The organism is Pseudomonas sp. GM33, from assembly GCF_000282295.1.
Classification (GTDB): Bacteria; Pseudomonadota; Gammaproteobacteria; order Pseudomonadales; family Pseudomonadaceae; genus Aquipseudomonas; species Aquipseudomonas laurylsulfatiphila.
Genome location: NZ_AKJO01000182.1, coordinates 118,148 through 139,974 on the forward strand (window position 1 = coordinate 118,148; position 21,827 = coordinate 139,974).

A 21,827-nucleotide genomic window follows, 5' to 3' on the forward strand; every position below is an offset into this window, starting at 1 on the left:
GGCGGTTCTTTTGAACATTCCCTAAGGCTTAGTAGCCCAGGTCGAAGTTCTCTTCTTTCATGTCCATCAGGTTGTTGGCGCCCGACAGCATGGTTGCGACGTGAGTGCGGGTACGCGGCAGGATGCGCTGGAAGTAGAAGCGCGCAGTCTGCAGCTTGGCGGTGTAGAACGCCTCTTCGGAAGTACCGGCAGCCAGTTTCTCGGCAGCCAGACGCGCCATGTCAGCCCAGAAGTAGGCCAGGCAGGCGTAACCGGAGTACATCAGGTAGTCCACGGAGGCCGCGCCGACTTCTTCGCGATCTTTCATGGCGGCCATACCGACCTTCATGGTCAGCTCGCCCCATTCCTTGTTCAGTGCAGCCAGCGGAGCGACGAACTCTTGAACCGCTTCGTTGCCTTCGTTGGTCTGGCAGAACTTGTGGACGATCTTGGTGAAGCCTTTGAGAGCCTCGCCCTGGGTCATCAGCACTTTGCGGCCCAGCAGGTCGAGTGCCTGGATACCGGTGGTGCCTTCGTACAGCATCGAAATACGGCTGTCGCGAACGTTCTGCTCCATGCCCCACTCGGCGATGAAGCCGTGGCCGCCGTAGATCTGCACACCATGGTTGGCTGCTTCAAAACCGACTTCGGTCATGAAGGCCTTGGCGATTGGCGTCATGAAGGCCAGCAGTGCGTCGGCTTTCTTCTTCTCTTCTTCGTCCACGCCGTATTTGACGATGTCGACTTGCTTGGCGGTGAAGTAAACCATCGCGCGGTTGCCTTCGGCGAACGCCTTCATGGTCAACAGCATGCGACGTACGTCAGGGTGCACGATGATCGGGTCAGCGGCTTTGTCCGGCGCTTTCGGGCCAGTCAGCGAGCGCATTTGCAGACGGTCGCGAGCGTATTTCAGGCCGCCCTGGAAACCGACCTCAGCGTGGGCCAGGCCTTGCAGCGCGGTACCCAGGCGAGCGGTGTTCATGAAGGTGAACATGCAGTTCAGGCCTTTGTTCGCCGGGCCGATCAGGAAACCGGTGGCGCCGTCGAAGTTCATCACGCAGGTGGCATTGCCGTGGATGCCCATCTTGTGTTCCAGGGAACCGCAAGACACGGCGTTACGCGTGCCAACCGAACCATCGGCGTTCGGCAGGAACTTCGGCACGATGAACAGGGAAATGCCTTTGGTGCCAGCCGGTGCATCCGGCAGGCGGGCCAGTACGATGTGGACGATGTTGTCGGCCATGTCGTGTTCACCGGCCGAGATGAAGATCTTGGTGCCGGAGACTTTGTAGGAACCGTCGGCCTGAGGCTCGGCCTTGGTGCGCAGCATGCCCAGGTCGGTGCCGCAGTGCGGCTCGGTCAGGCACATGGTGCCGGTCCATTCGCCGGAAACCAGCTTGGTCAGGTAAGCCTCTTGCTGCTCAGGGGTGCCGTGCTCGGAGATGGTGTTCATCGCACCGTGCGACAGCCCCGGGTACATGCCCCACGACCAGTTGGACTCGCCGACCATTTCACTGATGGCCAGGCCCAGGGATTCCGGCAAGCCTTGGCCGCCGTGCTCGACGTCATGCGCCAGGCTCGGCCAGCCGCCTTCAACGAATTGCTTGTAGGCTTCCTTGAAGCCAGTCGGCGTCTTAACGCCAGACTCGCTCCAGGTGCAGCCTTCGAGGTCGCCCACACGGTTCAGCGGAGCCAGTACCTGCTCACAAAACTTGGCGCCTTCCTCAAGAATGGCGTCAACCATGTCCGGCGTTGCGTCGGCACAAGCCGGAAGGCTCTGATAGTGCGCTTCGTAGCCGAGCAGTTCGTCACGAACGAAGCGAATATCACGCAAGGGGGCCTTGTAGTCAGGCATAGCGATAAACCTCTGCTGATGTAACCGGGAATGAACGACCGCATGGATTTGTTGCTGCGATCAAACAGTTGTTTGAAACATACGTTTACGCCGAAATCTTGTCAAGCGTCGATCTTTTGCCGTTCGTCATCGCAGGTTTGGACACACAGGCACACGGCAACGCAGCCGCGCTTTCAAAGCAGCCCGCCACACTGAAAAGATTAGTTGAGCAAGAAAGACTTACGCAGAAAAACGCCGCGAACAGGCGCGGCGTCGAGGGTGCGGTATCAGCGAAGAATCAAGCGTAGGTATCGATCAACGTTCCGAGCACTTCATCGGAGGCCTTGGCGATTTTTACGCCCAGCTCCGCCTGAATCTTGCCTTGGGCCATTTCGACCACGTTGCTGGCCAGATCCGATTGCTGGCTACGATCAACCGATCGCAGACGATCGACCTGCGCCTCGGAAGACTGGCTGGTGACCGAACGCTCGAGGGTGGTGTTGGCAATCTGCCCGGCGGCTTGATCGACTCGGTTCTGCCCTGTCTGAAGAGTGCTCAGACCGGCATAAAAAGCGGTGTTTCCTGAGATTTCCATGGGAGAACTCGTCCTTTCAAAGGATCAACAACGGCCATTGAAGCAGAGTGGCTGGCAAAACGCCCGTCAAAAACACTAATGGCACAGTGCCTTGCCATAGGCAAAGCCCGCATTGCCAAACCTCAGTCCAACAGATCCAGTTGCAAGTGCTCGGCCACGGCTTCTGCCGTCACGGTCTTGAGTTTGGGCACACGCCCCAGGCACGGTGCCGGGAGGCGCTCGGCCAGGGTGGCGAGGTTTTCTTCCAGCCGCGAGGTCTTCGGGTCGATGATGTTGGCCACCCATCCCGCCAGTTGCAAACCGTCCCGGGCGATCGCTTCGGCGGTCAACAAGGCATGACTGATGCACCCCAGGCGCACGCCGACCACCAGGATCACCGGCAGCTTCAATGCAATGGCCAGGTCCGACAGATTGTCCTGATCCGCCAAGGGTACGCGCCAGCCGCCAGCGCCTTCGATCAGGGTGAAGTCCGCCTGCAGCCCCAGAATCTGCCGCATCGGCGCCAGCAACGACTGCACCGTCAACGCCACGCCCGCCTCCCGTGCCGCCAGATGCGGAGCAATGGCCGGTTCGAAGGCCATCGGATTGACCTGTACGTAGGTCAGCGGCAGCGAACACTCCGCCAGCAAGGCCAGCGCATCGGCGTTGCGCAAGCCTTTGGGCGTCACATCGCACCCGGACGCGACCGGCTTGCCCGCCGCCGTGCTCAAACCCGCCGAACGCGCCGCATGCAGCAGCCCCGCAGCGACCGTGGTTTTACCGACATCCGTATCCGTGCCGGTGATGAAATAGGCTGCGCTCATAAGGGTTTCTCCAAAATGGCGTACACCACTTGATAAGTCGCCGGCAGGCCTCGGGCCTGACGAAACTGCTCATAAGCCTCAATCAAACCCAGAATCCGCGCACGGCCGGTCAAGCCACCCGGTCGACCGGGATTGAGATTGTGCGCACCCAGCGCCTTGAGCTCATGGGTCAGGCTGCGCACATCCGGGTAATGCAGCACATGCGCAAGGTTTTGCAGACTGACCATCCTCAAGCCGCTGGCCGCACACAACTGCTGATAAACACCAAACTCCCGAAAGCGGTTGACGTGCACCATGCCATCGACCTGTCGCCAGCTGTCGCGCAGTTCAAACAACGTCCCTGTACAAAGACTAGCAAACGCAAAAATGCCACCCGGTTTCAGCACTCGATAAGCTTCACGAAGCACCGAGTCGAAGTCCGCACACCATTGCACCGCCAGGCTGGAGAAGATCAGGTCGCAGGTCGAGTCCTGGAGTGGCAAACGCTCGGCATCGCCCGCCACGAAATGCGTGGCACCGCCCAACGGCCGGGCGTGGTTGAGCATGCCCTCGGCGATATCCAGCGCCACACCGTGACTGCCCGGAAATTGCTCACCCAAGGCACGACTGAAATGCCCGGTGCCGCAGCCCAGGTCCAGCCAACGCTGCGGTACAAAATCCTGTGGCAAGCGCCGGAGCAATTGGCTGCCGACATCACGCTGCAACTCGGCCACGCTGTCGTAGCTTTGCGCCGCACGGGAGAAAGATGCAGCGACCTGGCGTTTGTCGGGCAAGCCGCCGGGCAGGTTGGGAAGGGATAAATCAGTCATCGCCGGACTCATGCAAAAAGGCCTGGATCGCCCCCGCCACACCGTGGGGATCTTCCAGAAGAAACGCGTGGCCGGCCTGCTCAATCAGACCGATTTCTATATCCGGCAGCAACGCCAGTAAATCGCCCGCCGCCTCCGCCGGTACCAACCCGTCGAGGCCGGCGAACAGATGCAGTTGCGGACCGCGGAACGATTGCAGTGCCTGCCGTGTATCCAGTTGCGCAAGTACTTGCAGACCGCTCAGCAGCACTGGCGCGGCGGTGTTCGGTGCGCCAGCGAGCAAAAGCCGCGACAATCCGCGCGGGTCTTCGGCGCCTTGGGCGCAGAGCAGTGAAAAGCGTTTCAAGGTTGCGCGCGGATCGGCTGCACATCCCGCCAGAAACGCATCGAAGGTTTCCCCAGGCATGGCGGCTGACCAATGTTCATGCGCGACAAAAGACGCGTTGCTGGCCAGCGTGAACACGCCGCAGCAGCGATCGCCACGCCGGGCCGCCAGTTCGCAGGCGAGCATGCCACCCAATGACCAGCCGCCCAGCCAGGCGTCTTGCGGCAACGTCGCATCAAGCTCATCGAGCCACTCTTGAAGATCGCTCGACTCCAGGTCGGGCAACGGCTCGATCTCGACGCGCAAGTGCTCGTCCAGGCCGCGCAAAGCCGCAGCCAAAGGCTCCAGCGGTGAAACGCCGAGGCCCCAGCCGGGCAGCAGAATCAAACGATCACGCATGGCTTGGCTCCGGCTGCAGTTGTTGAAAACAATCGGCCAGTCCGTTTAACAATAGCTGCACCTGGGCCTCGCTGTGGGCTGCCGTCAGCGTGACCCGCAGTCGGGCGCTGCCAGCGGGTACGGTCGGCGGGCGAATCGCGGTCACCATCAACCCGCGCTCGCGCAGCATTTGCGATAGACGCACCGCGCGCCCGGCATCACCGACCATGATCGGCTGGATCGGTGTGAAGCTGTCCATGAGTTCCAGGCCGATCTGCTCGGCACCCTGGCGGAACTGGCGGATCAGCGTCTGCAAATGCTCGCGGCGCCAGTGTTCGCTGCGCAGCAGTTCCAGGCTTTTCAACGTGGCGCAGGCCAGCGCCGGTGGCTGGCTGGTGGTGTAGATGTAAGGCCGGGCGAACTGGATCAGACTTTCGATCAGCTCTTCGCTGCCGGCCACAAAGGCGCCCGCCGTACCGAAGGCTTTGCCGAGGGTGCCGACCAGCACCGGAACCTCTTCCTGGCTCAAGCCAAAATGCTCGACGATGCCGCCACCATTGGCGCCCAGTGGTCCAAAGCCATGGGCATCGTCGACCATCAACCAGGCGCCTTTGGCCTTGGCCTCTCGGGCCAGTGCCGGCAAGTCGGCGATATCGCCGTCCATGCTGAACACGCCGTCGGTGACCACCAGGGTATTGCCCGTGGCTTTTTCCAGGCGCTTGGCCAGGCTCACCGGGTCGTTGTGCAAGTAGCGATTGAACCGCGCGCCGGACAGCAGCCCCGCGTCGAGCAGCGACGCATGATTGAGCCGGTCTTCGAGCACCGTATCACCCTGCCCCACCAGCGCCGTGACCGCACCGAGGTTGGCCATGTAACCGGTGGTGAACAGCAGCACGCGCGGGCGACCGGTCAGGTCGGCCAAGGCTTCTTCCAAGGCATGGTGCGGGGCGCTATGGCCGATGACCAGATGTGAAGCGCCGCCGCCCACCCCCCACTTCAAAGCGCCGGCACGCCAGGCTTCGATCACTTGTGGATGATTGGCCAGCCCCAGGTAGTCATTGTTACAGAACGCCAGCAACGGCTGGCCATCAACCACCACTTGCGGCCCCTGCGGGCTTTCGAGCAGCGGACGCTGGCGGTAGAGATTTTCGGCACGACGGGCAGCAAGGCGTGCGGCGAGATCGAAAGACATGCAGGCCTCGAAGTTCAGATCACAGAAATCAAAATGAATGCGATCCCTGTGGGAGCGAGCTTGCTCGCGATGGCGGCGTCACATTCAACATTGATGTCGACGGACCTGACGCTATCGCGAGCAAGCTCGCTCCCACAGGGGTTTTGCATTCATTCAGTGGACGCAGTGGTTGCTCAAACCGCCGCGTTATAGAACTGCTCGCTGCTCTTCTGTTCCACCAGCGCCTGCTCGATCGCCGCCTGATGCACTTCATCGGCGTGCTCTTCGCGGGCTTCCGGCAGGATCCCCAGGCGCCCGAACAGTTGCATGTCCTTGTCGGCCTGCGGGTTGGCGGTGGTCAGCAGTTTCTCGCCGTAGAAAATCGAGTTCGCACCGGCGAAGAACGCCAGAGCCTGCATCTGTTCGTTCATGGCTTCGCGGCCGGCGGACAGGCGCACGTGGGATTGCGGCATCAGGATGCGCGCGACCGCGAGCATGCGGATGAAATCGAACGGGTCGACATCGTCGGCATTTTCCAGCGGCGTACCGGCGACTTTCACCAGCATGTTGATCGGCACCGACTCCGGATGCTCCGGCAGGTTGGCGAGCTGGATCAGCAGGTTGGCGCGGTCGTCCAGCGACTCGCCCATGCCGAGGATGCCGCCGGAGCAGATCTTCATTCCCGACTCACGCACGTAGGCCAGGGTTTGCAGGCGCTCGCTGTAGGTGCGGGTGGTGATGATGCTGCCGTAGAACTCCGGCGATGTATCGAGGTTGTGGTTGTAGTAGTCGAGGCCGGCCTTGGCCAGCGCCTCGGTCTGCTCCTGATCCAGGCGGCCGAGGGTCATGCAGGTTTCCAGGCCCAGGGCTTTCACGCCTTCAACCATCTTCAGTACGTACGGCATGTCCTTGGCCGACGGGTGCTTCCACGCCGCGCCCATGCAGAAGCGGGTCGAACCGATGGCCTTGGCGCGAGCGGCCTCTTCGAGGACCTTCTGCACTTCCATCAGTTTTTCTTTTTCCAGGCCGGTGTTGTAGTGACCGGACTGCGGACAATATTTGCAATCTTCCGGGCAGGCGCCGGTCTTGATCGACAACAGGGTCGACACCTGAACGCGGTTGGCGTCGAAATGCGCACGGTGCACCGTCTGCGCCTGGAACAACAGGTCATTGAATGGCTGAACGAAGAGTGCTTTGACTTCGGCCAAAGACCAGTCATGACGCAGGGTTGCAGTGGTGCTGGCGCTCATGGGCGTTTCCTTTGAATTATGCTTTGGCATGCGGCTGGGTCATGGAATGTCACAGCCGCCTCACAGATGTTTCGGCATATTTAAGGAAGAGCGATGCGCTGTCAACCACAGAACAAAGGACCGGTTTACATCTGGTCAAAAAACAATCAATCATGCCTTTTGTGCGACGAACCCACCGACGGTATCGCCCCGGTCTGCACGGCCTGCGAAACCGAGTTGCCCTGGCTTGGCACTCACTGCCGAACCTGCGCCCTGCCGCTGCCGGCCGCGGGCCTGACCTGCGGCCATTGCCTGAAGCAGCCACCTGCCTTCGAACACGTGATTGCCCCCTGGACCTACAGCTTCCCGGTTGACAGTCTGATCACCCGTTTCAAACACAACGCAAAGTGGCCGTTTGGCCGCTTGCTCGCCGAACTTCTCGTTCAATACCTGCAACATCGCTTCGAAGACGATCTGCAGCGACCCGATGCGCTGATTCCGGTACCGCTGGCCACCCGGCGCCTGCGCCAGCGCGGGTTCAACCAGGCGGCGATGCTTGCCCACTGGTTGAGTGACGCTCTGGACATTCCGTACGACGAACGGTTGCTGTTGCGAACCCAGGACACCGATGCCCAGCAGGCCTTGAATGCCCAAGCGCGCCGCAAGAACTTGCGCAACGCTTTCAGTCTGATACCCGGTGCCGCCGTCAAAGGCCGGCACCTGGCCCTGATCGACGACGTCCTCACCACCGGTGCCACGGCCCAGGCCCTGGCCTGGGTGTTGATCGACGCCGGTGCAGCGCGGGTCGACGTCTATTGCCTGGCCCGCACGCCCAAGCCCGGCGAGACACCCTGACTTGACTCACGCGTACCAAGCCGCCAACGTCCCCCCATCGCCACCACCCAAAGCGACTTGCCATGTCTTTGCCCACCTTGTTGTCCCAGCACATTGTCCGCCGTCCGCAGCGCATCGCCCTGCTGCAGCACATCGCCGAGCAAGGCTCGATTACCCGTGCGGCAAAAAGCGCGGGCCTGAGCTACAAGGCTGCCTGGGATGCCATTGATGAGTTGAACAACCTGGCGCAGAAGCCGTTGGTGGAGCGGATTGTCGGCGGCAAGGGTGGCGGCGGTGCCCGCCTCTCCAAAGAAGGCGAGCGGGTGCTGCGGCTGTACCAGAAGCTGCAAGCCTTGCAGGCCCAGGTGCTGGAAGCCGCTGAAGATGCCAGCGACCTCGACCTGCTCGGGCGTTTGATGCTGCGCACCAGCGCGCGCAATCAGTTGCACGGCAAGGTGATGGCGATCGAGTCCCAGGGACGCAACGACCTGATTCGTCTCGAAGTCGCCGAAGGCTTGATCGTCGATGCGCAAATCACCCACGACAGCACCGAGCGCCTGGAACTGCAGATCGGCACCGAAGTCGTGGCCTTGATCAAGGCCGGCTGGCTCGATGTACTGCAGATCGATTCAGCCGAAACGCCGGGAAACAATTGCCTGAAAGGTACCATCGAGAAAATTCTCGATGCCGACGACGGCCCCAGCGAAGTGCGCATCACCCTGCCTAACGGCCTGACCCTGTGCGCGCTGGACGAACCAACGCATCTGCAGGCATTGGGGCTGACCTGCGGCAAACCCGTGCGCGTGGAGTTTTCGCCCTCCAGGGTTCTGCTGGGTACGCCGCTTTAAGCAAACTGCAACAAAAGGTTCATTACTCACCATTAAGGTGTCTGCAAAACCGCAGGGAGCCTGAAATGAGCCTATTAGAAGAAAACCAGTCCACCGACCTCGAAACCATGGTCGGCCTCAGTCGTCGCAGCTTCATCAGCGCAGGTGCCCTGTGCGGCGCGGCGATGTTCCTCGGCGGCAACCTGCTGAGCCGCAGCGTGATGGCCGCCAGCGTCAGCGCCGGTAACAGCCAGTTGCTGGGCTTTGACAGCATTGCCGCCGCCACCAGCGACGCCATCACCCTGCCACCGGGCTACAAGTCCTCGGTGCTGATCAGCTGGGGCCAGCCCCTGCACAAGGACGGCCCCGCGTTCGACCCGAGCGGCAACGGCAGCGCCGAGCATCAGGAAGCCCAGTTCGGCGACAACAACGACGGCATGAGCTTGTTCGAGTTTCCGGGCGAAAAAGACCGGGCGCTGATGGCGATCAACAACGAATACACCAACTACCGCTACCTCTACGCCCATGGCGGCATGCCGCAATCGGCGCAAGACGTGCGCAAGGCGCTGGCCTGCGAAGGCGTGTCGGTGATTGAAGTGCAGCGCAAGAACGGCCAATGGCAATTCGTCCAGGGCTCGCGCTACAACCGCCGCATTCACGGCAATACGCCGATCACCCTGAGCGGCCCGGCCGCCGGCCATGCCCTGCTGAAAACCAGCGCCGATCCCCAGGGCAAGAACGTTCTCGGCACCTTCCAGAACTGTGCCAATGGCAAGACGCCGTGGGGCACCTATCTGACCTGTGAAGAAAACTTCACCGACTGCTTCGGCAGCAGCAATGCCGAGCAGAAGTTCGATCCGGCGCAAAAACGCTACGGCGCGGTGGTGACCAGCAAAGAGATCAACTGGCACCCACACGACGAGCGCTTCGACTTGGCCAAAAACCCCAACGAACTCAACCGTCACGGCTGGGTGGTGGAGATCGATCCGTTCGATCCGCAGTCGACGCCGGTCAAACGCACCGCCCTCGGCCGCTTCAAACACGAAAACGCCGCCCTGGCCGAAACCGGCGATGGCCATGCCGTGGTGTACATGGGCGACGATGAGCGCGGTGAGTTCATCTACAAATTCGTCAGCCGCGACAAGATCGACCACAAGAACCCCAAGGCCAACCGCGACATTCTCGATCACGGCACCCTCTATGTGGCGCGTTTCGATGCGGGGGACGGCAACGCCGATCACCCGAAAGGCCAGGGTGAATGGATCGAACTGACCCACGGCAAAAACGGTATCGACGCCAGCAGCGGCTTTGCCGATCAGGCCGAGGTGCTGATCCACGCCCGTCTCGCTGCCAGTGTGGTGAAAGCCACGCGCATGGACCGCCCGGAATGGATCGTGGTCAGCCCCAAGGATGGCCAGGTCTACTGCACATTGACCAACAACGCCAAGCGCGGCGAAGACGGGCAACCGGTGGGTGGACCGAACCCGCGGGAGAAGAACGTCTACGGCCAGATTCTGCGCTGGCGTACCGAGCGCGACGATCACGCTTCACACACCTTTGCCTGGGACCTGTTTGTGGTGGCCGGCAACCCGGCCGCACATGCCGGGACGCCCAAGGCCGGCTCGTCGAACATCACGCCGCAGAACATGTTCAACAGCCCGGACGGCTTGGGCTTCGACAAGGCCGGACGCTTGTGGATCCTGACCGACGGTGATGTGAGCAACGCCGGTGACTTTGCCGGCATGGGCAACAACCAGATGCTCTGTGCAGATCCGGCGACCGGCGAAATTCGCCGCTTCATGGTCGGGCCGGTGGGGTGCGAGGTGACCGGGATCAGCTTCTCGCCGGACCAGAAAACACTGTTTGTCGGGATCCAGCACCCGGGTGAAAACGGTGGTTCGACCTTCCCCGAGCACCTGCCCAATGGCAAGCCGCGGTCTTCGGTGATGGCGATTTCGCGGGAAGATGGCGGGATCGTCGGCGCCTGATCCGGCCTCTTCGCGGGCAAGCCCGCTCCCACAGGGATTCATGTAGTCCTTGTGGGAGCGGGCTTGCCCCGGGCGGCGTTCCGACGAAGGCATCAGCCCGGACAACACATCTCGCAACCCTGCCCCTAAAGAGCGCCCGTCTGCGCTACCATGCCTGGCCGGACGCAGCAGCCTGCTGCGCGCAGGAGTCAGCATGGCCCACCCGTTTGAAACCCTTACGCCAGACCTCGTGCTCGATGCCGTCGAAAGCATCGGCTTTCTCAGCGACGCGCGCATCCTGGCGCTCAACAGCTACGAGAACCGCGTCTACCAAGTCGGCATCGAAGACGCCGAGCCACTGATTGCCAAGTTCTACCGGCCGCAACGCTGGAGCAACGAAGCGATTCTGGAAGAACACCAGTTCACCGCCGAACTCGCCGACTGCGAGGTGCCGGTCGTGGCGCCGTTGATCCACAACGGCGAAACCCTGCACGAACACAGCGGTTTCCGTTTTACCCTGTTCCCCCGCCGCGGCGGCCGCGCACCGGAGCCGGGCAACCTCGATCAACTGTATCGCCTGGGCCAGTTGCTCGGACGCCTGCACGCGGTCGGCTCGACCCGGCCGTTCGAACACCGTGAAGCGCTGGCGGTGAAAAACTTCGGCCATGACTCGCTGGCCACGTTGCTCGACGGCAACTTCATCCCCCGCAGCCTGCTGCCGGCCTACGAATCGGTGGCCCGCGACCTGCTCAAGCGTGTGGAAGATGCCTACAGCAACACGCCGCACCAGAACATCCGCATGCACGGTGACTGCCACCCCGGCAACATGATGTGCCGCGACGAGATGTTTCATATCGTCGACCTCGACGACTGCCGCATGGGCCCGGCGGTACAGGACATCTGGATGATGCTCGCCGGTGATCGCCAGGATTGCCTGAGCCAGTTGTCGGAACTGATGGATGGCTATAACGAATTCCACGACTTCGACCCGCGTGAACTGGCGCTCATCGAACCCTTGCGCGCCCTGCGTCTGTTGCACTACAGCGCGTGGCTCGCCCGTCGCTGGGACGATCCGGCGTTCCCCCGCAGCTTTCCGTGGTTCGGCACCGAGCGTTACTGGGGTGATCAGGTGTTGGCTCTGCGCGAGCAACTGGCGGCGCTCCAGGAAGAGCCACTAAAACTCTTCTGACCCACCCTGCCCCCCTGTAGGAGCGAGCCTGCTCGCGAAGAACGCAAGGGCAACGCGTTTATCCAGACAGCACGCGTTATCGTTGACGTCCATCGCGAGCAGGCTCGCTCCTACAGGTACCGATGTTCACAAATGACCTACCTATTCAGGCAGGACATTCGCAGACGAATCTCCTTACAATCCTCTCTTTGTTAGCTGCCTAAGCAAGGATTCTGCATGCAAGCCGCCAACCCGCGTCGCGGGTACATTCTGGGCCTGAGTGCCTACATCATCTGGGGACTTTTTCCCCTCTACTTCAAAGCCATCGCCAGCGTGCCCGCCGTGGAAATCATCATCCACCGGGTGTTGTGGTCGGCATTGTTCGGCGCCTTGTTGCTGATGGTATGGAAGCATCCCGGCTGGTGGCGTGAGCTGCGGGAGAACCCGCGACGCCTGGCGATCCTGGCCCTGAGCGGTGCGCTGATCGCGGCCAACTGGCTGACCTACGTCTGGTCGGTGAACAACGGCCGCATGCTGGAGGCCAGCCTCGGTTACTACATCAACCCCTTGGTGAACGTGTTGCTGGGCATGCTGATCCTTGGCGAACGGCTGCGGCGCATGCAGTGGATTGCCGTCGGTCTGGCAGCTGTGGGTGTGGCGCAACAGGTCTGGCAAGTCGGCAGCCTGCCGTGGGTGTCGCTGGTGCTGGCACTGACCTTCGGTTTCTACGGGCTGATTCGCAAGCAGGCACCGGTCAAGGCACTGCCGGGGCTGGTGGTGGAAACCTGGATGCTGGTGCCGATCGCCATTGCCTGGTTGCTGTTCAACCCGACCGCCCCCAGCGCTCAGGCCGAATTCTGGACCACGTCAGAAGCCTGGTGGCTGGTGGCGGCCGGGCCGGTCACGCTGGTGCCGCTGGTCTGCTTCAACGCGGCTGCACGGCATTTGCCCTACACGACACTGGGCTTTCTCCAGTACCTGGCGCCGACATTGGTACTACTGCAAGCGGTCCTGCTGTTTGGCGAGCACCTGTCGTCCAGCACCCTGGTAGCGTTCATGTTCATCTGGGCCGGTCTGGCGGTTTACAGCGTGGATGCGTGGCTCAGTTTGCGTCGCCGCAGCTGATCAAAAAACACTCAAACATCTACAGGCCACGAGCTCCGTGGCCTGCATCATTCCTTCCCAAGGTTATCCACAGCGTGATCCCCGCCGATTGTGCGCAAGTGGCTGAAACTGCTGGTTTTTTGATCAGATCCTGAAGAACCCCGGTCGGCGTGGCCTGGCGGGGTGTCTCTACAGGTTATCCACAGGCCGGTGCACGTTTAACTTGGATAACCTGATCAGGGCTCACTGCGCAGCACCAATTCGACCATCAGATCGTCGGCCAGGGTTTCCAGGCGCGATTGCAGGACGTCCAGCGACAGCGTCAGCGGCACGGCAAGAATCGCTTCGGCATGGAACAACGGCTCGCTGCTCATCGGTGCCGGGCGCACTTCGGTCACCAACCGTTCCAGACTCACCCCCTGCTCGTTCAACAAGCGTGTGATGTCACGCACGATCCCCGGGCGATCATTGCCCACCAGCTCCATCGCGATCGGCTTCCAGGTGCAGGATTGTTCGATGCTGCTTTCGGCGATCATTACGCGAATGCCCTGGGTGGACAAGCCTTGCAGGGCATCGACCAATTCGTCATAGGCCTCGGCCGGCACCCCCACCCGCAGAATGCCGGCGAATTGTCCGGCCATGCGTGACATGCGGCTTTCCAGCCAGTTGCCGCCGTGCTCGGCAATGCATTGGGCAATGCGCTCGACTTGCCCGGGCTTGTCCGGTGCAAAAACGGTGAGTACGAGGTGGTCCATGGCGCAGCCCTCTGGTCATGATTTTTGTGACAGAGAACCAAGTATAGGCAAGGGTTGGACCTGCGCCGACAGGTCAGGCGCCTTCGCGAGCAGGCTCGCTCCCACAAGGGTTGCGCGGGCCTTTGTGGGAGCGAGCCTGCTCGCGAATGAAGGCACCGCCGATCTGACCGCTCAAACAAATCGTGTACAACTTTTGATATTTAGCTGGAACAATCCACTGGTTTTTTGAGAACATCCTGTTCCGCGCCGTGACTGCAATGCGTCATGGGGTCGCAGAACGACGTGATTAGTCTAATTTTCACATCCGCAATTCATCATGTAGTATGCCGCAGCGCGCACTACATAACGTTGGTTCGATGTCTGCCGCCGGCCCGTTCGCAACCCTGAAAGCCCTGTCAGCAAGGCCCCAAGCCGTTGATTGGTCCCAACCCAGCCGCCCGTCATGGGCATGTACTGGCAGAGGGGTTTGTGGTTTAAATGGCCAAAGGCTTCATTGTTAAATTGAAGAGCTGAAAAGCGAAATAGCTGAGCAGAGTGAGGCAAGCAATGACTGAACACGTTCAAGTCGGTGGCCTGCAGGTCGCCAAAGTCCTGTTCGACTTCGTGAACAACGAAGCCATTCCCGGTACCGGCCTCACCGCCGATAAGTTCTGGGCCGGTGCCGACAAGGTCATCCATGACCTGGCGCCGAAGAACAAAGCCCTACTCGCCAAACGCGATGATTTCCAGGCTCGTATTGATTCCTGGCACCAGGAACGCGCCGGTCAGGCGCACGACGCCGTGGCCTATAAAGCCTTCCTGCAAGACATCGGTTATCTGCTGCCAGAAGCGGCCGATTTCCAGGCAACGACGCAAAACGTCGATGACGAAATCGCCCGCATGGCCGGCCCGCAGCTTGTGGTGCCGGTGATGAACGCCCGCTTTGCGCTCAACGCCTCGAACGCCCGCTGGGGCTCGCTGTACGACGCGCTCTACGGCACCGACGCCATCAGCGAAGCCAACGGTGCGGAAAAAGGCAAAGGCTACAACAAGGTTCGCGGCGACAAGGTCATCGCCTTCGCCCGTGCCTTCCTCGACGAAGCGGCGCCATTGGCGGCCGGCTCCCACGTCGACTCCACCGGCTACAAGATCGTCGACGGCAAACTGGTGGTCGCCCTTAAAGGCGGCAGCAACACCGGCCTGCGCAACGACGCCCAACTGATCGGCTTCCAGAGCAATGCCGCTGCACCGACCGCGATCCTGTTGAAAAACAACGGCCTGCATTTCGAAATCCAGGTCGACGCCAGCACCCCGGTCGGCCAGACCGACGCGGCCGGCGTCAAAGACATCCTGATGGAAGCCGCACTGACCACCATCATGGACTGCGAAGACTCGGTTGCCGCCGTCGACGCCGATGACAAAGTGGTGATCTACCGCAACTGGCTCGGCCTGATGAAGGGCGATCTGTCGGAAAGCGTCGCCAAGGGCGGTCAGACCTTTACCCGCACCATGAACGCCGACCGGACCTACACCGCCGTCGATGGCAGTGAACTGAGCCTGCACGGTCGTTCGTTGCTGTTCGTGCGCAACGTTGGCCACCTGATGACCATCGACGCGATCCTCGACAAAGAGGGCAACGAAGTGCCGGAAGGCATTCTCGATGGCCTGGTGACCTGTCTGTCGGCGATCCACAACCTCAACGGCACCAGCTCACGCAAGAACAGCCGCACCGGCTCGGTCTATATCGTGAAGCCGAAGATGCACGGCCCTGAAGAAGCCGCGTTCACCAACGAGCTGTTCGGTCGTATCGAAGACGTGCTGGGCCTGCCACGCAACACCTTGAAAGTCGGGATCATGGACGAGGAGCGTCGTACCACGATCAACCTCAAGGCCTGCATCAAGGCAGCGAGCGAGCGTGTGGTGTTCATCAACACCGGTTTCCTCGACCGCACCGGCGATGAAATCCACACCTCCATGGAAGCCGGCCCGATGGTGCGCAAGGCGGACATGAAGGCGGAAAAATGGATCGGCGCCTACGAGAACTCCAACGTCGATATCGGTCTGAGCACCGGCCTGCAAGGTCGCGCGCAGATCGGTAAAGGCATGTGGGCCATGCCGGACCTGATGGCTGCGATGCTCGAACAGAAAATCGCTCACCCACTGGCCGGTGCCAACACCGCCTGGGTACCTTCGCCGACTGCCGCTGCACTGCACGCACTGCACTACCACAAGGTCGACGTGTTCGCCCGTCAGGCCGAACTGGCCAAACGTGCCCACGCTTCGGTGGACGACATCCTGACCATCCCGCTGGCGGTGAACCCGCAGTGGACCGCCGAACAGATCAAGAACGAACTGGACAACAATAGCCAGGGCATTCTCGGTTACGTGGTGCGCTGGATCGACCAGGGCGTCGGTTGTTCGAAAGTGCCGGACATCAATGACGTCGGCCTGATGGAAGACCGTGCCACGCTGCGTATTTCCAGCCAGCACATCGCCAACTGGCTGCGCCATGGCGTCGTCACCGAAGACCAGGTCATGGAAAGCCTCAAGCGCATGGCGCCGGTGGTTGACCGTCAGAACGCCGGCGACGCGCTGTACCGTCCGCTGGCCCCGAATTTCGACAACAACATCGCCTTCCAGGCAGCGGTCGAACTGGTGGTCGAAGGTACCAAACAGCCGAACGGCTACACCGAGCCGGTCCTGCACCGTCGTCGTCGCGAGTTCAAGGCCGCCAATGGCCTGTAACTGAGCGTCTGCGCCGGACATGAAAAAGCCCTGATCGAAAGATCAGGGCTTTTTTGTTTGCATGATTTGTTGCTCTTTGTGGGAGCAGGCTTGCTCCGGGCGGCGTTCCGACGAAAGCGGTGCATCTGCCAAAAAATACTCGACTGACACTACGTATTCGCGAGCAAGCCCGCTCCCACAGGGACTGTGCAGGGTTTACTGGTTTGGACTAAGGCTCAATCCCAAGCTCATGCTTGACCAACTCCAGCAGCTTGCCGGCATCAATCGGTTTGAGCAGAAAGTCCACCACATTCAAATGCATCGCGGCGATCGCATCTTTTACGTCGGCATCGCCCGAGACGATGATGACCGGCAACGCCGCCCTTACCGACTCGCGCACCTGTCGGATCAGGTCCAGCCCGTCGACGTGCCCCATGCGCAAGTCGGTAATCACCAGTCCGATCGAAGGTTTCTCCTCCAGCATCTTGAGTGCCGCTTCGCCACTGGCCGCGCTCAGGCAGCGAATACCATCCAGTGCCAGGATCTCTGACAGCAGCTCCCGGGCGTCTTTATCGTCGTCGACGATCAGCACCCGTTGCGGTGGCAGGTCAGGTTCCAGCATGACTGCACTCAGCGCTTCGCGCTCGGCGTCGCTCAAAATATCGTGGTCGGACATGGCTTTCTCTACATGTTCAATACAATTCCCTAGCACAGTGGTGAGACATCGCTAAGCAGGCCATCAATGTGCACCTCGTCGGAAAATTTTCCAATAGGGCAGAAGAGAGGTTTTTCGCACGTTTGCGTAGGATTCTTCCGACATTTCAGGATACTAAAAGCCTACCTAGACTTACGTCCAATGGGCACCCCGGCCACAGGGGTCGACCATGTCCGGGTCATCCGACTACAACAATTCAAAAAAGACTGCGGTAATGGTTATGAGTAAAGCGGACGCCTTCACACAGGCAGGGAAAACCGCGGTGTTGCAGAACATCCAGGGCACGTTGCAATTCCTTCAGCGTTTCCCGCCTTTCAACCAGATGGAGCACGCGCACCTGGCGTATCTGGTCGAGCAATGTCAGCTGCGTTTCTACGCCCCCGGCGAGAGCATCATCAAACCCGTCGACGGCCCGGTCGAGCACTTCTATATCGTCAAGCAAGGCCGGGTCGTGGGCGAGCGTCCGGATACGGCAAAAGGTGGCACCGAAACAGTCTTCGAGATCACCACCGGCGAGTGTTTCCCCCTCGCGGCGTTGCTGGGTGAACGGGCGACCCGTACCGAGCACCTCGCCGGCGAAGACACCTTTTGCCTGCAGCTGAACAAGCCGGCGTTCATCCGCCTGTTTTCGCTATCGGACACCTTCCGCAACTTCGCCCTGCGCTGCGTCAGCAGCCTGCTGGACCAGGTCAACCAGCAAGTGCAGCAAAAAGCCGTGGAAACCCTCGGCACCCAATATTCGCTTAATACCCGACTGGGTGAATTGGCCATGCGCCACCCGGTGTCATGCGCCCCGCAGACACCCTTGCGCGAAGCCGTGACCTTGATGCACGAACAACAGGTCGGCAGCATCGTGGTGGTCGATGAACTCAAGGCGCCACTGGGGATTTTCACCCTGCGCGACCTGCGTCAGACCGTGGCCAACGGCAGCAGTGATTTCAACGAAGCCATCGAAGGGCACATGACCCGGGCACCGTTTTTCCTGTCGCCGGATCACAGTGCATTCGACGCGGCGATTGCCATGACCGAGCGTCACATCGCCCATGTCTGCCTGGTCAAGGACCAACGCTTGTGCGGCGTGGTTTCCGAGCGCGATCTGTTTTCCCTGCAACGGGTCGACCTGGTGCACCTGGCGCGCACCATCCGCAACGCGCAGAAGGTGGAAAACCTGGTGGCGCTGCGGGGCGAAATCGGTCAACTGGTCGAGCGCATGCTGGCCCATGGTGCGTCTTCGACGCAGATCACCCACATCATTACCCTGCTCAACGATCACACCGTGTGCCGGGTGATCGAACTGACCCTCGCCGAAAAAGGTGATCCCGGCGTGCCATTCAGTTGGCTGTGCTTCGGCAGTGAAGGCCGTCGCGAGCAGACCCTGCACACCGATCAGGACAACGGCATTCTGTTCGAAGCCAGGGATGCAGCCCATGCCGCCGAGATTCGCGGCAAGTTGTTGCCCATCGCCCAGCAGATCAACCAGAGCCTGGCGCTGTGCGGCTTCACCTTGTGCAAGGGCAATATCATGGCGGGCAACCCCGAGCTGTGCCTGTCCCGGGCCGAATGGGCGCGGCGCTTTGCGGCGTTCATCCGCGAGGCCACCCCGGAGAACCTGCTGGGTTCGAGCATCTATTTCGATTTGCGCGTGGTCTGGGGCAGCGAGCAAGGCTGCGAGCAGTTGCGTCGGGGCATTCTCGATCAGGTCGGTGACAACCGTTTGTTCCAGCGCATGATGGCCGAGAATGCGTTGCGCAATCGCCCGCCCGTAGGGCGTTTGCGCGAGTTCGTGCTGACGCGCAAGAATGGCGAGAAAGCCACCCTGGATTTGAAAGTTCAGGGGCTGACCCCATTTGTCGACGGCGCCCGGCTGCTGGCCCTGGCCCATGGCATCGAGGCCAATAACACGCTGGAGCGTTTTCGCCAATTGGTCGCCAAAGAGGTCATCGAACCCCTGGACGGCGCCGCGTACGAAGAGGCCTATCACTTCATTCAGCAAACCCGCATGCAGCAACATCAACTACAGACCCGGGAGAATTTTCCCTACTCGAATCGGGTCGATCCCGACAGCCTCAATCATCTGGACCGGCGCATCCTGCGTGAGTCCCTGCGTCAGGCCCAACGCCTGCAGAGCAGCCTGACCTTGCGGTATCAGTTATGAGCCTGTTTTCCTGGCTGCGCCCGCCGAGTCCCACCCTGCCCGCCGACCTGCAACATCGCCTGGAACGCTTGCCGGCCGCTGCAGCCCTGGGCGAATGCAGCCTGCGTGAGCAGCGCTGGGTCGTGCTCGATCTGGAAACTACCGGGCTGAACCTGAACAAGGACCATGTGTTGTCGATTGGTGCGGTAGCGATCGAGGACGGGGCCATCGACTTTCGCCAGCAGTTCGAACGCACCTTGCAATATCCGCAAGTCAAACTCGGCCCCAGCGTGCTGATCCACGGCATTGGCCCCAGCGCCATTGCGGCGGGCAGCGATCCCGCAGAAGCGCTGGTGGACCTGATGGAATACCTCGGTGACAGCCCGGTACTGGCCTTCCACGCGCCGTTTGACCAGCACATGCTCGGCCGTGCGCTGAAAGATCACCTGGGCTTCAAGTTGCAGCATCCGTTTCTGGACGTGGCGGACATTGCACCGCTGCTATGCCCCCAGGCGCACTTTCGCGAGGCCGGGCTGGACGATTGGATCGACTGGTTCAAGCTCGAAGTCTTCGAACGCCACCACGCCAGTGCCGACGCCCTGGCCACCGCTGAACTGGCGCTGATCCTGTTCAGCCGCGCACGGCAGCAGCAGATTCATAGCCCACTGAATTTGCAACAGCGCTTGAGTCAGTGGAAGCGTCGGCAACAAGCGCCGTCCTTCTAGTCTTCGGCGCCTGCTCTGGCCTCATCGCGGGCAAGCCCGCTCCCACAGGAGTACCGAACCCCCTGTGGGAGCGGGCTTGCCCGCGATGAACGATGACGCGGTCTCCCGACCAACGCCGATTGCGGACCTCCCGCGCCTCTGCCACAATCGCGAACAATTCTCGTTAGTTAATACTCCCCAAGCGGTGATGCGGCGTGTCGTCAGTCCCAAGCCCTCAAAGTGAGCTCGTCGGTGCGTTATATCGCGACCATCGCGGTTGGCTATTGGCCTGGCTTCGACGCAATGTCGCCTGCCCGCAGCGGGCCGAAGACCTGAGCCAGGACACTTTCGTGCGCTTGCTGGGCCGTGAGGAACTGAAGGAACCACGCGAACCGCGGGCATTCCTGGTGGCCATCGCCAAGGGCCTGCTGTTCGATTACTTCCGTCGCGCCGCACTGGAGCAGGCTTACCTCACCGAGCTGATGCTGATTCCCGAAGCCGAACAACCCTCGGCGCAAGAGCAGCAGATGATCCTCGAAGACCTGAAAAACATCGACCGTTTGCTCGGCAAGCTTTCCACCAAGGCCCGGGCGGCGTTCCTCTACAATCGTCTCGACGGTCTTGGCCACGCAGAAATCGCCGAGCGCCTGGGGGTATCGGTGCCGCGGGTGCGCCAGTACCTGGCCCAGGGCATTCGCCAATGCTACATCGCGCTGTACGGTGAGCCGACATGAACCCACTCGGTTCCAAACCGGTATCGGCCAACGTGCTGGACGCGGCGATTGCCTGGCAGCTGTCCATGGAGGGCGCCAACCCGGTAGAACGCGAAGAATTCGCCAAGTGGCACGCGGCCCACGAAGAGCACGCCCGCGCCTGGCGCCAGTTGGGCATGCTCGACCAACGCTTCAGCGCAGCCAGTGGTCCGGCCCGCACTGCCCTGCTGCAATCGCGCGAAGGTATCCACCGACGGGTGCGCAAGCTCGGCAAAGGCGTGGCGAGCGTGGTGCTCGTGATCGGCCTGGCGCTGTTTGCCGGGCCACGTTACCTGCCGATCGATTACTGGCTGGCCGACCAGCGCACCGCCGTGGGCGAGCAGCGCACCCTGCGCCTGGCGGATGGCACGCTGGTCAATCTCAACACCCACAGCGCCCTGGATGTGCGCTTCGATGAGCAGCAGCGGCGCATCGTGCTTCAGGAAGGCGAGATCCTGGTTGAAACCGGTCATGGCGATCCCCGGCCGTTCATCGTCGAAACCCGCGAAGGCAGCATGCGTGCGCTGGGTACGCGGTTTCTGGTCAAGCGTGAAGAAGAAGGCACACGCCTGAGTGTGCTGCAGTCGGCGGTGGCGGTTCACCCAGAGTCCAGCCCGGATGAACAGATTCTGCGCGAAGGCCAGCAGGTGTTGATCCGCAATAACGGCCTGGGCCCGGTTCTGGCCGTCAACTTCGGCGCGGATGCCTGGACCCGCGGCATGCTGGTGGTGGACAACACGCGACTGGAAGATCTGGTGCATGAAATCGGTCGCTATCGAACCGGTTACACAGGCGTTGCGCCGGAAGTGGCCGATCTGCGCATCACTGGCAGCTTCCCCCTGCGTGACACCGACCTGGCGCTCAATGCCCTTCTGCCGACTCTGCCCGTGCAGATTGAACAGCACACGCAATGGTGGGTGAAGGTAATAGCCAAGGCCGAAACAAAGCCCTGAACCCGCACACAGCTCCTTTGTGGCGAGGGAGCTTGCTCCCGCTCGGCTGCGAAGCAGTCGCCAAACCGCAAATGCGGTTTACCTGATA

19 protein-coding genes are annotated in these 21,827 nt (G+C 61.3%); 10 read left to right on the forward strand and 9 right to left on the reverse strand.

The window, feature by feature from the left end:
- Positions 1–28: 28 nt before the first annotated feature.
- The 7 genes from PMI26_RS01550 to bioB all read right to left on the reverse strand — a co-directional run bounded on the left by PMI26_RS01550 (position 29) and on the right by bioB (position 7,144).
- A complete protein-coding gene (locus PMI26_RS01550) occupies positions 29–1,834 on the reverse strand; it encodes a phenylacyl-CoA dehydrogenase (RefSeq protein ID WP_007980335.1) in 1,806 nt (601 codons plus the stop codon).
- 277 nt (positions 1,835–2,111) lie between these two features.
- The gene (locus PMI26_RS01545; RefSeq protein WP_007980338.1) at positions 2,112–2,408 is read right to left on the reverse strand and encodes a hypothetical protein; all 297 of its coding nucleotides are present in this window, start codon (positions 2,406–2,408) and stop codon (positions 2,112–2,114) included.
- A 122-nt stretch (positions 2,409–2,530) separates the two neighbouring features.
- Complete coding sequence (gene bioD, locus PMI26_RS01540) at positions 2,531–3,211, reverse strand: dethiobiotin synthase (RefSeq protein WP_007980339.1); 681 nt, start codon at positions 3,209–3,211, stop codon at positions 2,531–2,533.
- Positions 3,208–4,020: a malonyl-ACP O-methyltransferase BioC gene (gene bioC / locus PMI26_RS01535; protein WP_007980341.1), complete on the reverse strand. Its 813-nt coding sequence runs from the start codon at positions 4,018–4,020 to the stop codon at positions 3,208–3,210. Before bioC ends, bioD begins: the two co-directional genes overlap by 4 nt.
- Positions 4,013–4,744: an alpha/beta fold hydrolase gene (locus PMI26_RS01530; RefSeq protein WP_007980343.1), complete on the reverse strand. Its 732-nt coding sequence runs from the start codon at positions 4,742–4,744 to the stop codon at positions 4,013–4,015. The genes bioC and PMI26_RS01530 overlap by 8 nt, the downstream gene beginning before the upstream one ends.
- Entirely contained in the window at positions 4,737–5,915 is a 1,179-nt protein-coding gene (gene bioF, locus PMI26_RS01525) for an 8-amino-7-oxononanoate synthase (protein WP_007980346.1), read from the reverse strand. Before bioF ends, PMI26_RS01530 begins: the two co-directional genes overlap by 8 nt.
- Positions 5,916–6,088: 173 nt before the next feature.
- Positions 6,089–7,144: a biotin synthase BioB gene (gene bioB / locus PMI26_RS01520; protein WP_007980348.1), complete on the reverse strand. Its 1,056-nt coding sequence runs from the start codon at positions 7,142–7,144 to the stop codon at positions 6,089–6,091.
- Between the two features lie 93 nt (positions 7,145–7,237).
- Between bioB and PMI26_RS01515 the strand changes: the two genes are divergently transcribed.
- From PMI26_RS01515 to rarD, 5 genes are all read left to right on the forward strand, one after another.
- Complete coding sequence (locus tag PMI26_RS01515) at positions 7,238–7,978, forward strand: ComF family protein (RefSeq protein WP_007980350.1); 741 nt, start codon at positions 7,238–7,240, stop codon at positions 7,976–7,978.
- Between the two features lie 62 nt (positions 7,979–8,040).
- The gene (locus tag PMI26_RS01510; protein ID WP_007980352.1) at positions 8,041–8,805 is read left to right on the forward strand and encodes a TOBE domain-containing protein; all 765 of its coding nucleotides are present in this window, start codon (positions 8,041–8,043) and stop codon (positions 8,803–8,805) included.
- A 65-nt stretch (positions 8,806–8,870) separates the two neighbouring features.
- On the forward strand, positions 8,871–10,772 hold the full coding sequence (locus tag PMI26_RS01505) for a PhoX family protein (protein ID WP_007980354.1): 1,902 nt from the start codon (positions 8,871–8,873) through the stop codon (positions 10,770–10,772).
- A 193-nt stretch (positions 10,773–10,965) separates the two neighbouring features.
- Positions 10,966–11,940, forward strand: a complete 975-nt coding sequence (locus tag PMI26_RS01500; protein ID WP_007980356.1) for a serine/threonine protein kinase — start codon at positions 10,966–10,968, stop codon at positions 11,938–11,940.
- Between the two features lie 216 nt (positions 11,941–12,156).
- Positions 12,157–13,044: an EamA family transporter RarD gene (gene rarD / locus PMI26_RS01495; RefSeq protein ID WP_007980357.1), complete on the forward strand. Its 888-nt coding sequence runs from the start codon at positions 12,157–12,159 to the stop codon at positions 13,042–13,044.
- A gap of 215 nt (positions 13,045–13,259) precedes the next feature.
- On the opposite strand, the gene PMI26_RS01490 is transcribed toward rarD, so the two are convergent.
- Positions 13,260–13,778, reverse strand: coding sequence for a glycine cleavage system protein R (locus PMI26_RS01490; protein ID WP_007980359.1), 519 nt, complete (start codon positions 13,776–13,778; stop codon positions 13,260–13,262).
- A 546-nt stretch (positions 13,779–14,324) separates the two neighbouring features.
- Here PMI26_RS01490 and PMI26_RS01485 point away from each other — a divergent pair.
- Entirely contained in the window at positions 14,325–16,502 is a 2,178-nt protein-coding gene (locus tag PMI26_RS01485) for a malate synthase G (RefSeq protein WP_007980361.1), read from the forward strand.
- Between the two features lie 208 nt (positions 16,503–16,710).
- Here PMI26_RS01485 and PMI26_RS01480 read toward each other — a convergent pair whose 3' ends face one another.
- On the reverse strand, positions 16,711–17,157 hold the full coding sequence (locus PMI26_RS01480) for a response regulator (RefSeq protein WP_007980363.1): 447 nt from the start codon (positions 17,155–17,157) through the stop codon (positions 16,711–16,713).
- A gap of 253 nt (positions 17,158–17,410) precedes the next feature.
- Here PMI26_RS01480 and PMI26_RS01475 point away from each other — a divergent pair, with 253 nt between their 5' ends.
- From PMI26_RS01475 to PMI26_RS01465, 4 genes are all read left to right on the forward strand, one after another.
- A complete protein-coding gene (locus PMI26_RS01475) occupies positions 17,411–19,351 on the forward strand; it encodes a putative nucleotidyltransferase substrate binding domain-containing protein (RefSeq protein ID WP_033048462.1) in 1,941 nt (646 codons plus the stop codon).
- On the forward strand, positions 19,348–20,055 hold the full coding sequence (locus PMI26_RS01470) for a 3'-5' exonuclease (RefSeq protein WP_007980367.1): 708 nt from the start codon (positions 19,348–19,350) through the stop codon (positions 20,053–20,055). Before PMI26_RS01475 ends, PMI26_RS01470 begins: the two co-directional genes overlap by 4 nt.
- Positions 20,056–20,249: 194 nt before the next feature.
- Positions 20,250–20,768 carry an RNA polymerase sigma factor gene (locus tag PMI26_RS0129995; RefSeq protein WP_015097109.1) on the forward strand — a complete coding sequence of 173 codons (519 nt, stop codon included), beginning with the start codon at positions 20,250–20,252 and terminating at the stop codon, positions 20,766–20,768.
- Positions 20,765–21,739: a FecR domain-containing protein gene (locus tag PMI26_RS01465; protein ID WP_007980371.1), complete on the forward strand. Its 975-nt coding sequence runs from the start codon at positions 20,765–20,767 to the stop codon at positions 21,737–21,739. Before PMI26_RS0129995 ends, PMI26_RS01465 begins: the two co-directional genes overlap by 4 nt.
- Positions 21,740–21,827 lie beyond the last annotated feature (88 nt).

What these genes read in the sequence shown, in the direction of transcription:
- PMI26_RS01550 (WP_007980335.1), bottom strand. Translation starts at nt 1,834, where the DNA reads ATGCCTGACTACAAGGCCCCCTTGCGTGATATTCGCTTCGTTCGTGAC.
- PMI26_RS01545 (WP_007980338.1), bottom strand. Translation starts at nt 2,408, where the DNA reads ATGGAAATCTCAGGAAACACCGCTTTTTATGCCGGTCTGAGCACTCTT.
- bioD (WP_007980339.1), bottom strand. Translation starts at nt 3,211, where the DNA reads ATGAGCGCAGCCTATTTCATCACCGGCACGGATACGGATGTCGGTAAA.
- bioC (WP_007980341.1), bottom strand. Translation starts at nt 4,020, where the DNA reads ATGACTGATTTATCCCTTCCCAACCTGCCCGGCGGCTTGCCCGACAAA.
- PMI26_RS01530 (WP_007980343.1), bottom strand. Translation starts at nt 4,744, where the DNA reads ATGCGTGATCGTTTGATTCTGCTGCCCGGCTGGGGCCTCGGCGTTTCA.
- bioF (WP_007980346.1), bottom strand. Translation starts at nt 5,915, where the DNA reads ATGTCTTTCGATCTCGCCGCACGCCTTGCTGCCCGTCGTGCCGAAAAT.
- bioB (WP_007980348.1), bottom strand. Translation starts at nt 7,144, where the DNA reads ATGAGCGCCAGCACCACTGCAACCCTGCGTCATGACTGGTCTTTGGCC.
- PMI26_RS01515 (WP_007980350.1), top strand. Translation starts at nt 7,238, where the DNA reads ATGCGCTGTCAACCACAGAACAAAGGACCGGTTTACATCTGGTCAAAA.
- PMI26_RS01510 (WP_007980352.1), top strand. Translation starts at nt 8,041, where the DNA reads ATGTCTTTGCCCACCTTGTTGTCCCAGCACATTGTCCGCCGTCCGCAG.
- PMI26_RS01505 (WP_007980354.1), top strand. Translation starts at nt 8,871, where the DNA reads ATGAGCCTATTAGAAGAAAACCAGTCCACCGACCTCGAAACCATGGTC.
- PMI26_RS01500 (WP_007980356.1), top strand. Translation starts at nt 10,966, where the DNA reads ATGGCCCACCCGTTTGAAACCCTTACGCCAGACCTCGTGCTCGATGCC.
- rarD (WP_007980357.1), top strand. Translation starts at nt 12,157, where the DNA reads ATGCAAGCCGCCAACCCGCGTCGCGGGTACATTCTGGGCCTGAGTGCC.
- PMI26_RS01490 (WP_007980359.1), bottom strand. Translation starts at nt 13,778, where the DNA reads ATGGACCACCTCGTACTCACCGTTTTTGCACCGGACAAGCCCGGGCAA.
- PMI26_RS01485 (WP_007980361.1), top strand. Translation starts at nt 14,325, where the DNA reads ATGACTGAACACGTTCAAGTCGGTGGCCTGCAGGTCGCCAAAGTCCTG.
- PMI26_RS01480 (WP_007980363.1), bottom strand. Translation starts at nt 17,157, where the DNA reads ATGTCCGACCACGATATTTTGAGCGACGCCGAGCGCGAAGCGCTGAGT.
- PMI26_RS01475 (WP_033048462.1), top strand. Translation starts at nt 17,411, where the DNA reads ATGGTTATGAGTAAAGCGGACGCCTTCACACAGGCAGGGAAAACCGCG.
- PMI26_RS01470 (WP_007980367.1), top strand. Translation starts at nt 19,348, where the DNA reads ATGAGCCTGTTTTCCTGGCTGCGCCCGCCGAGTCCCACCCTGCCCGCC.
- PMI26_RS01465 (WP_007980371.1), top strand. Translation starts at nt 20,765, where the DNA reads ATGAACCCACTCGGTTCCAAACCGGTATCGGCCAACGTGCTGGACGCG.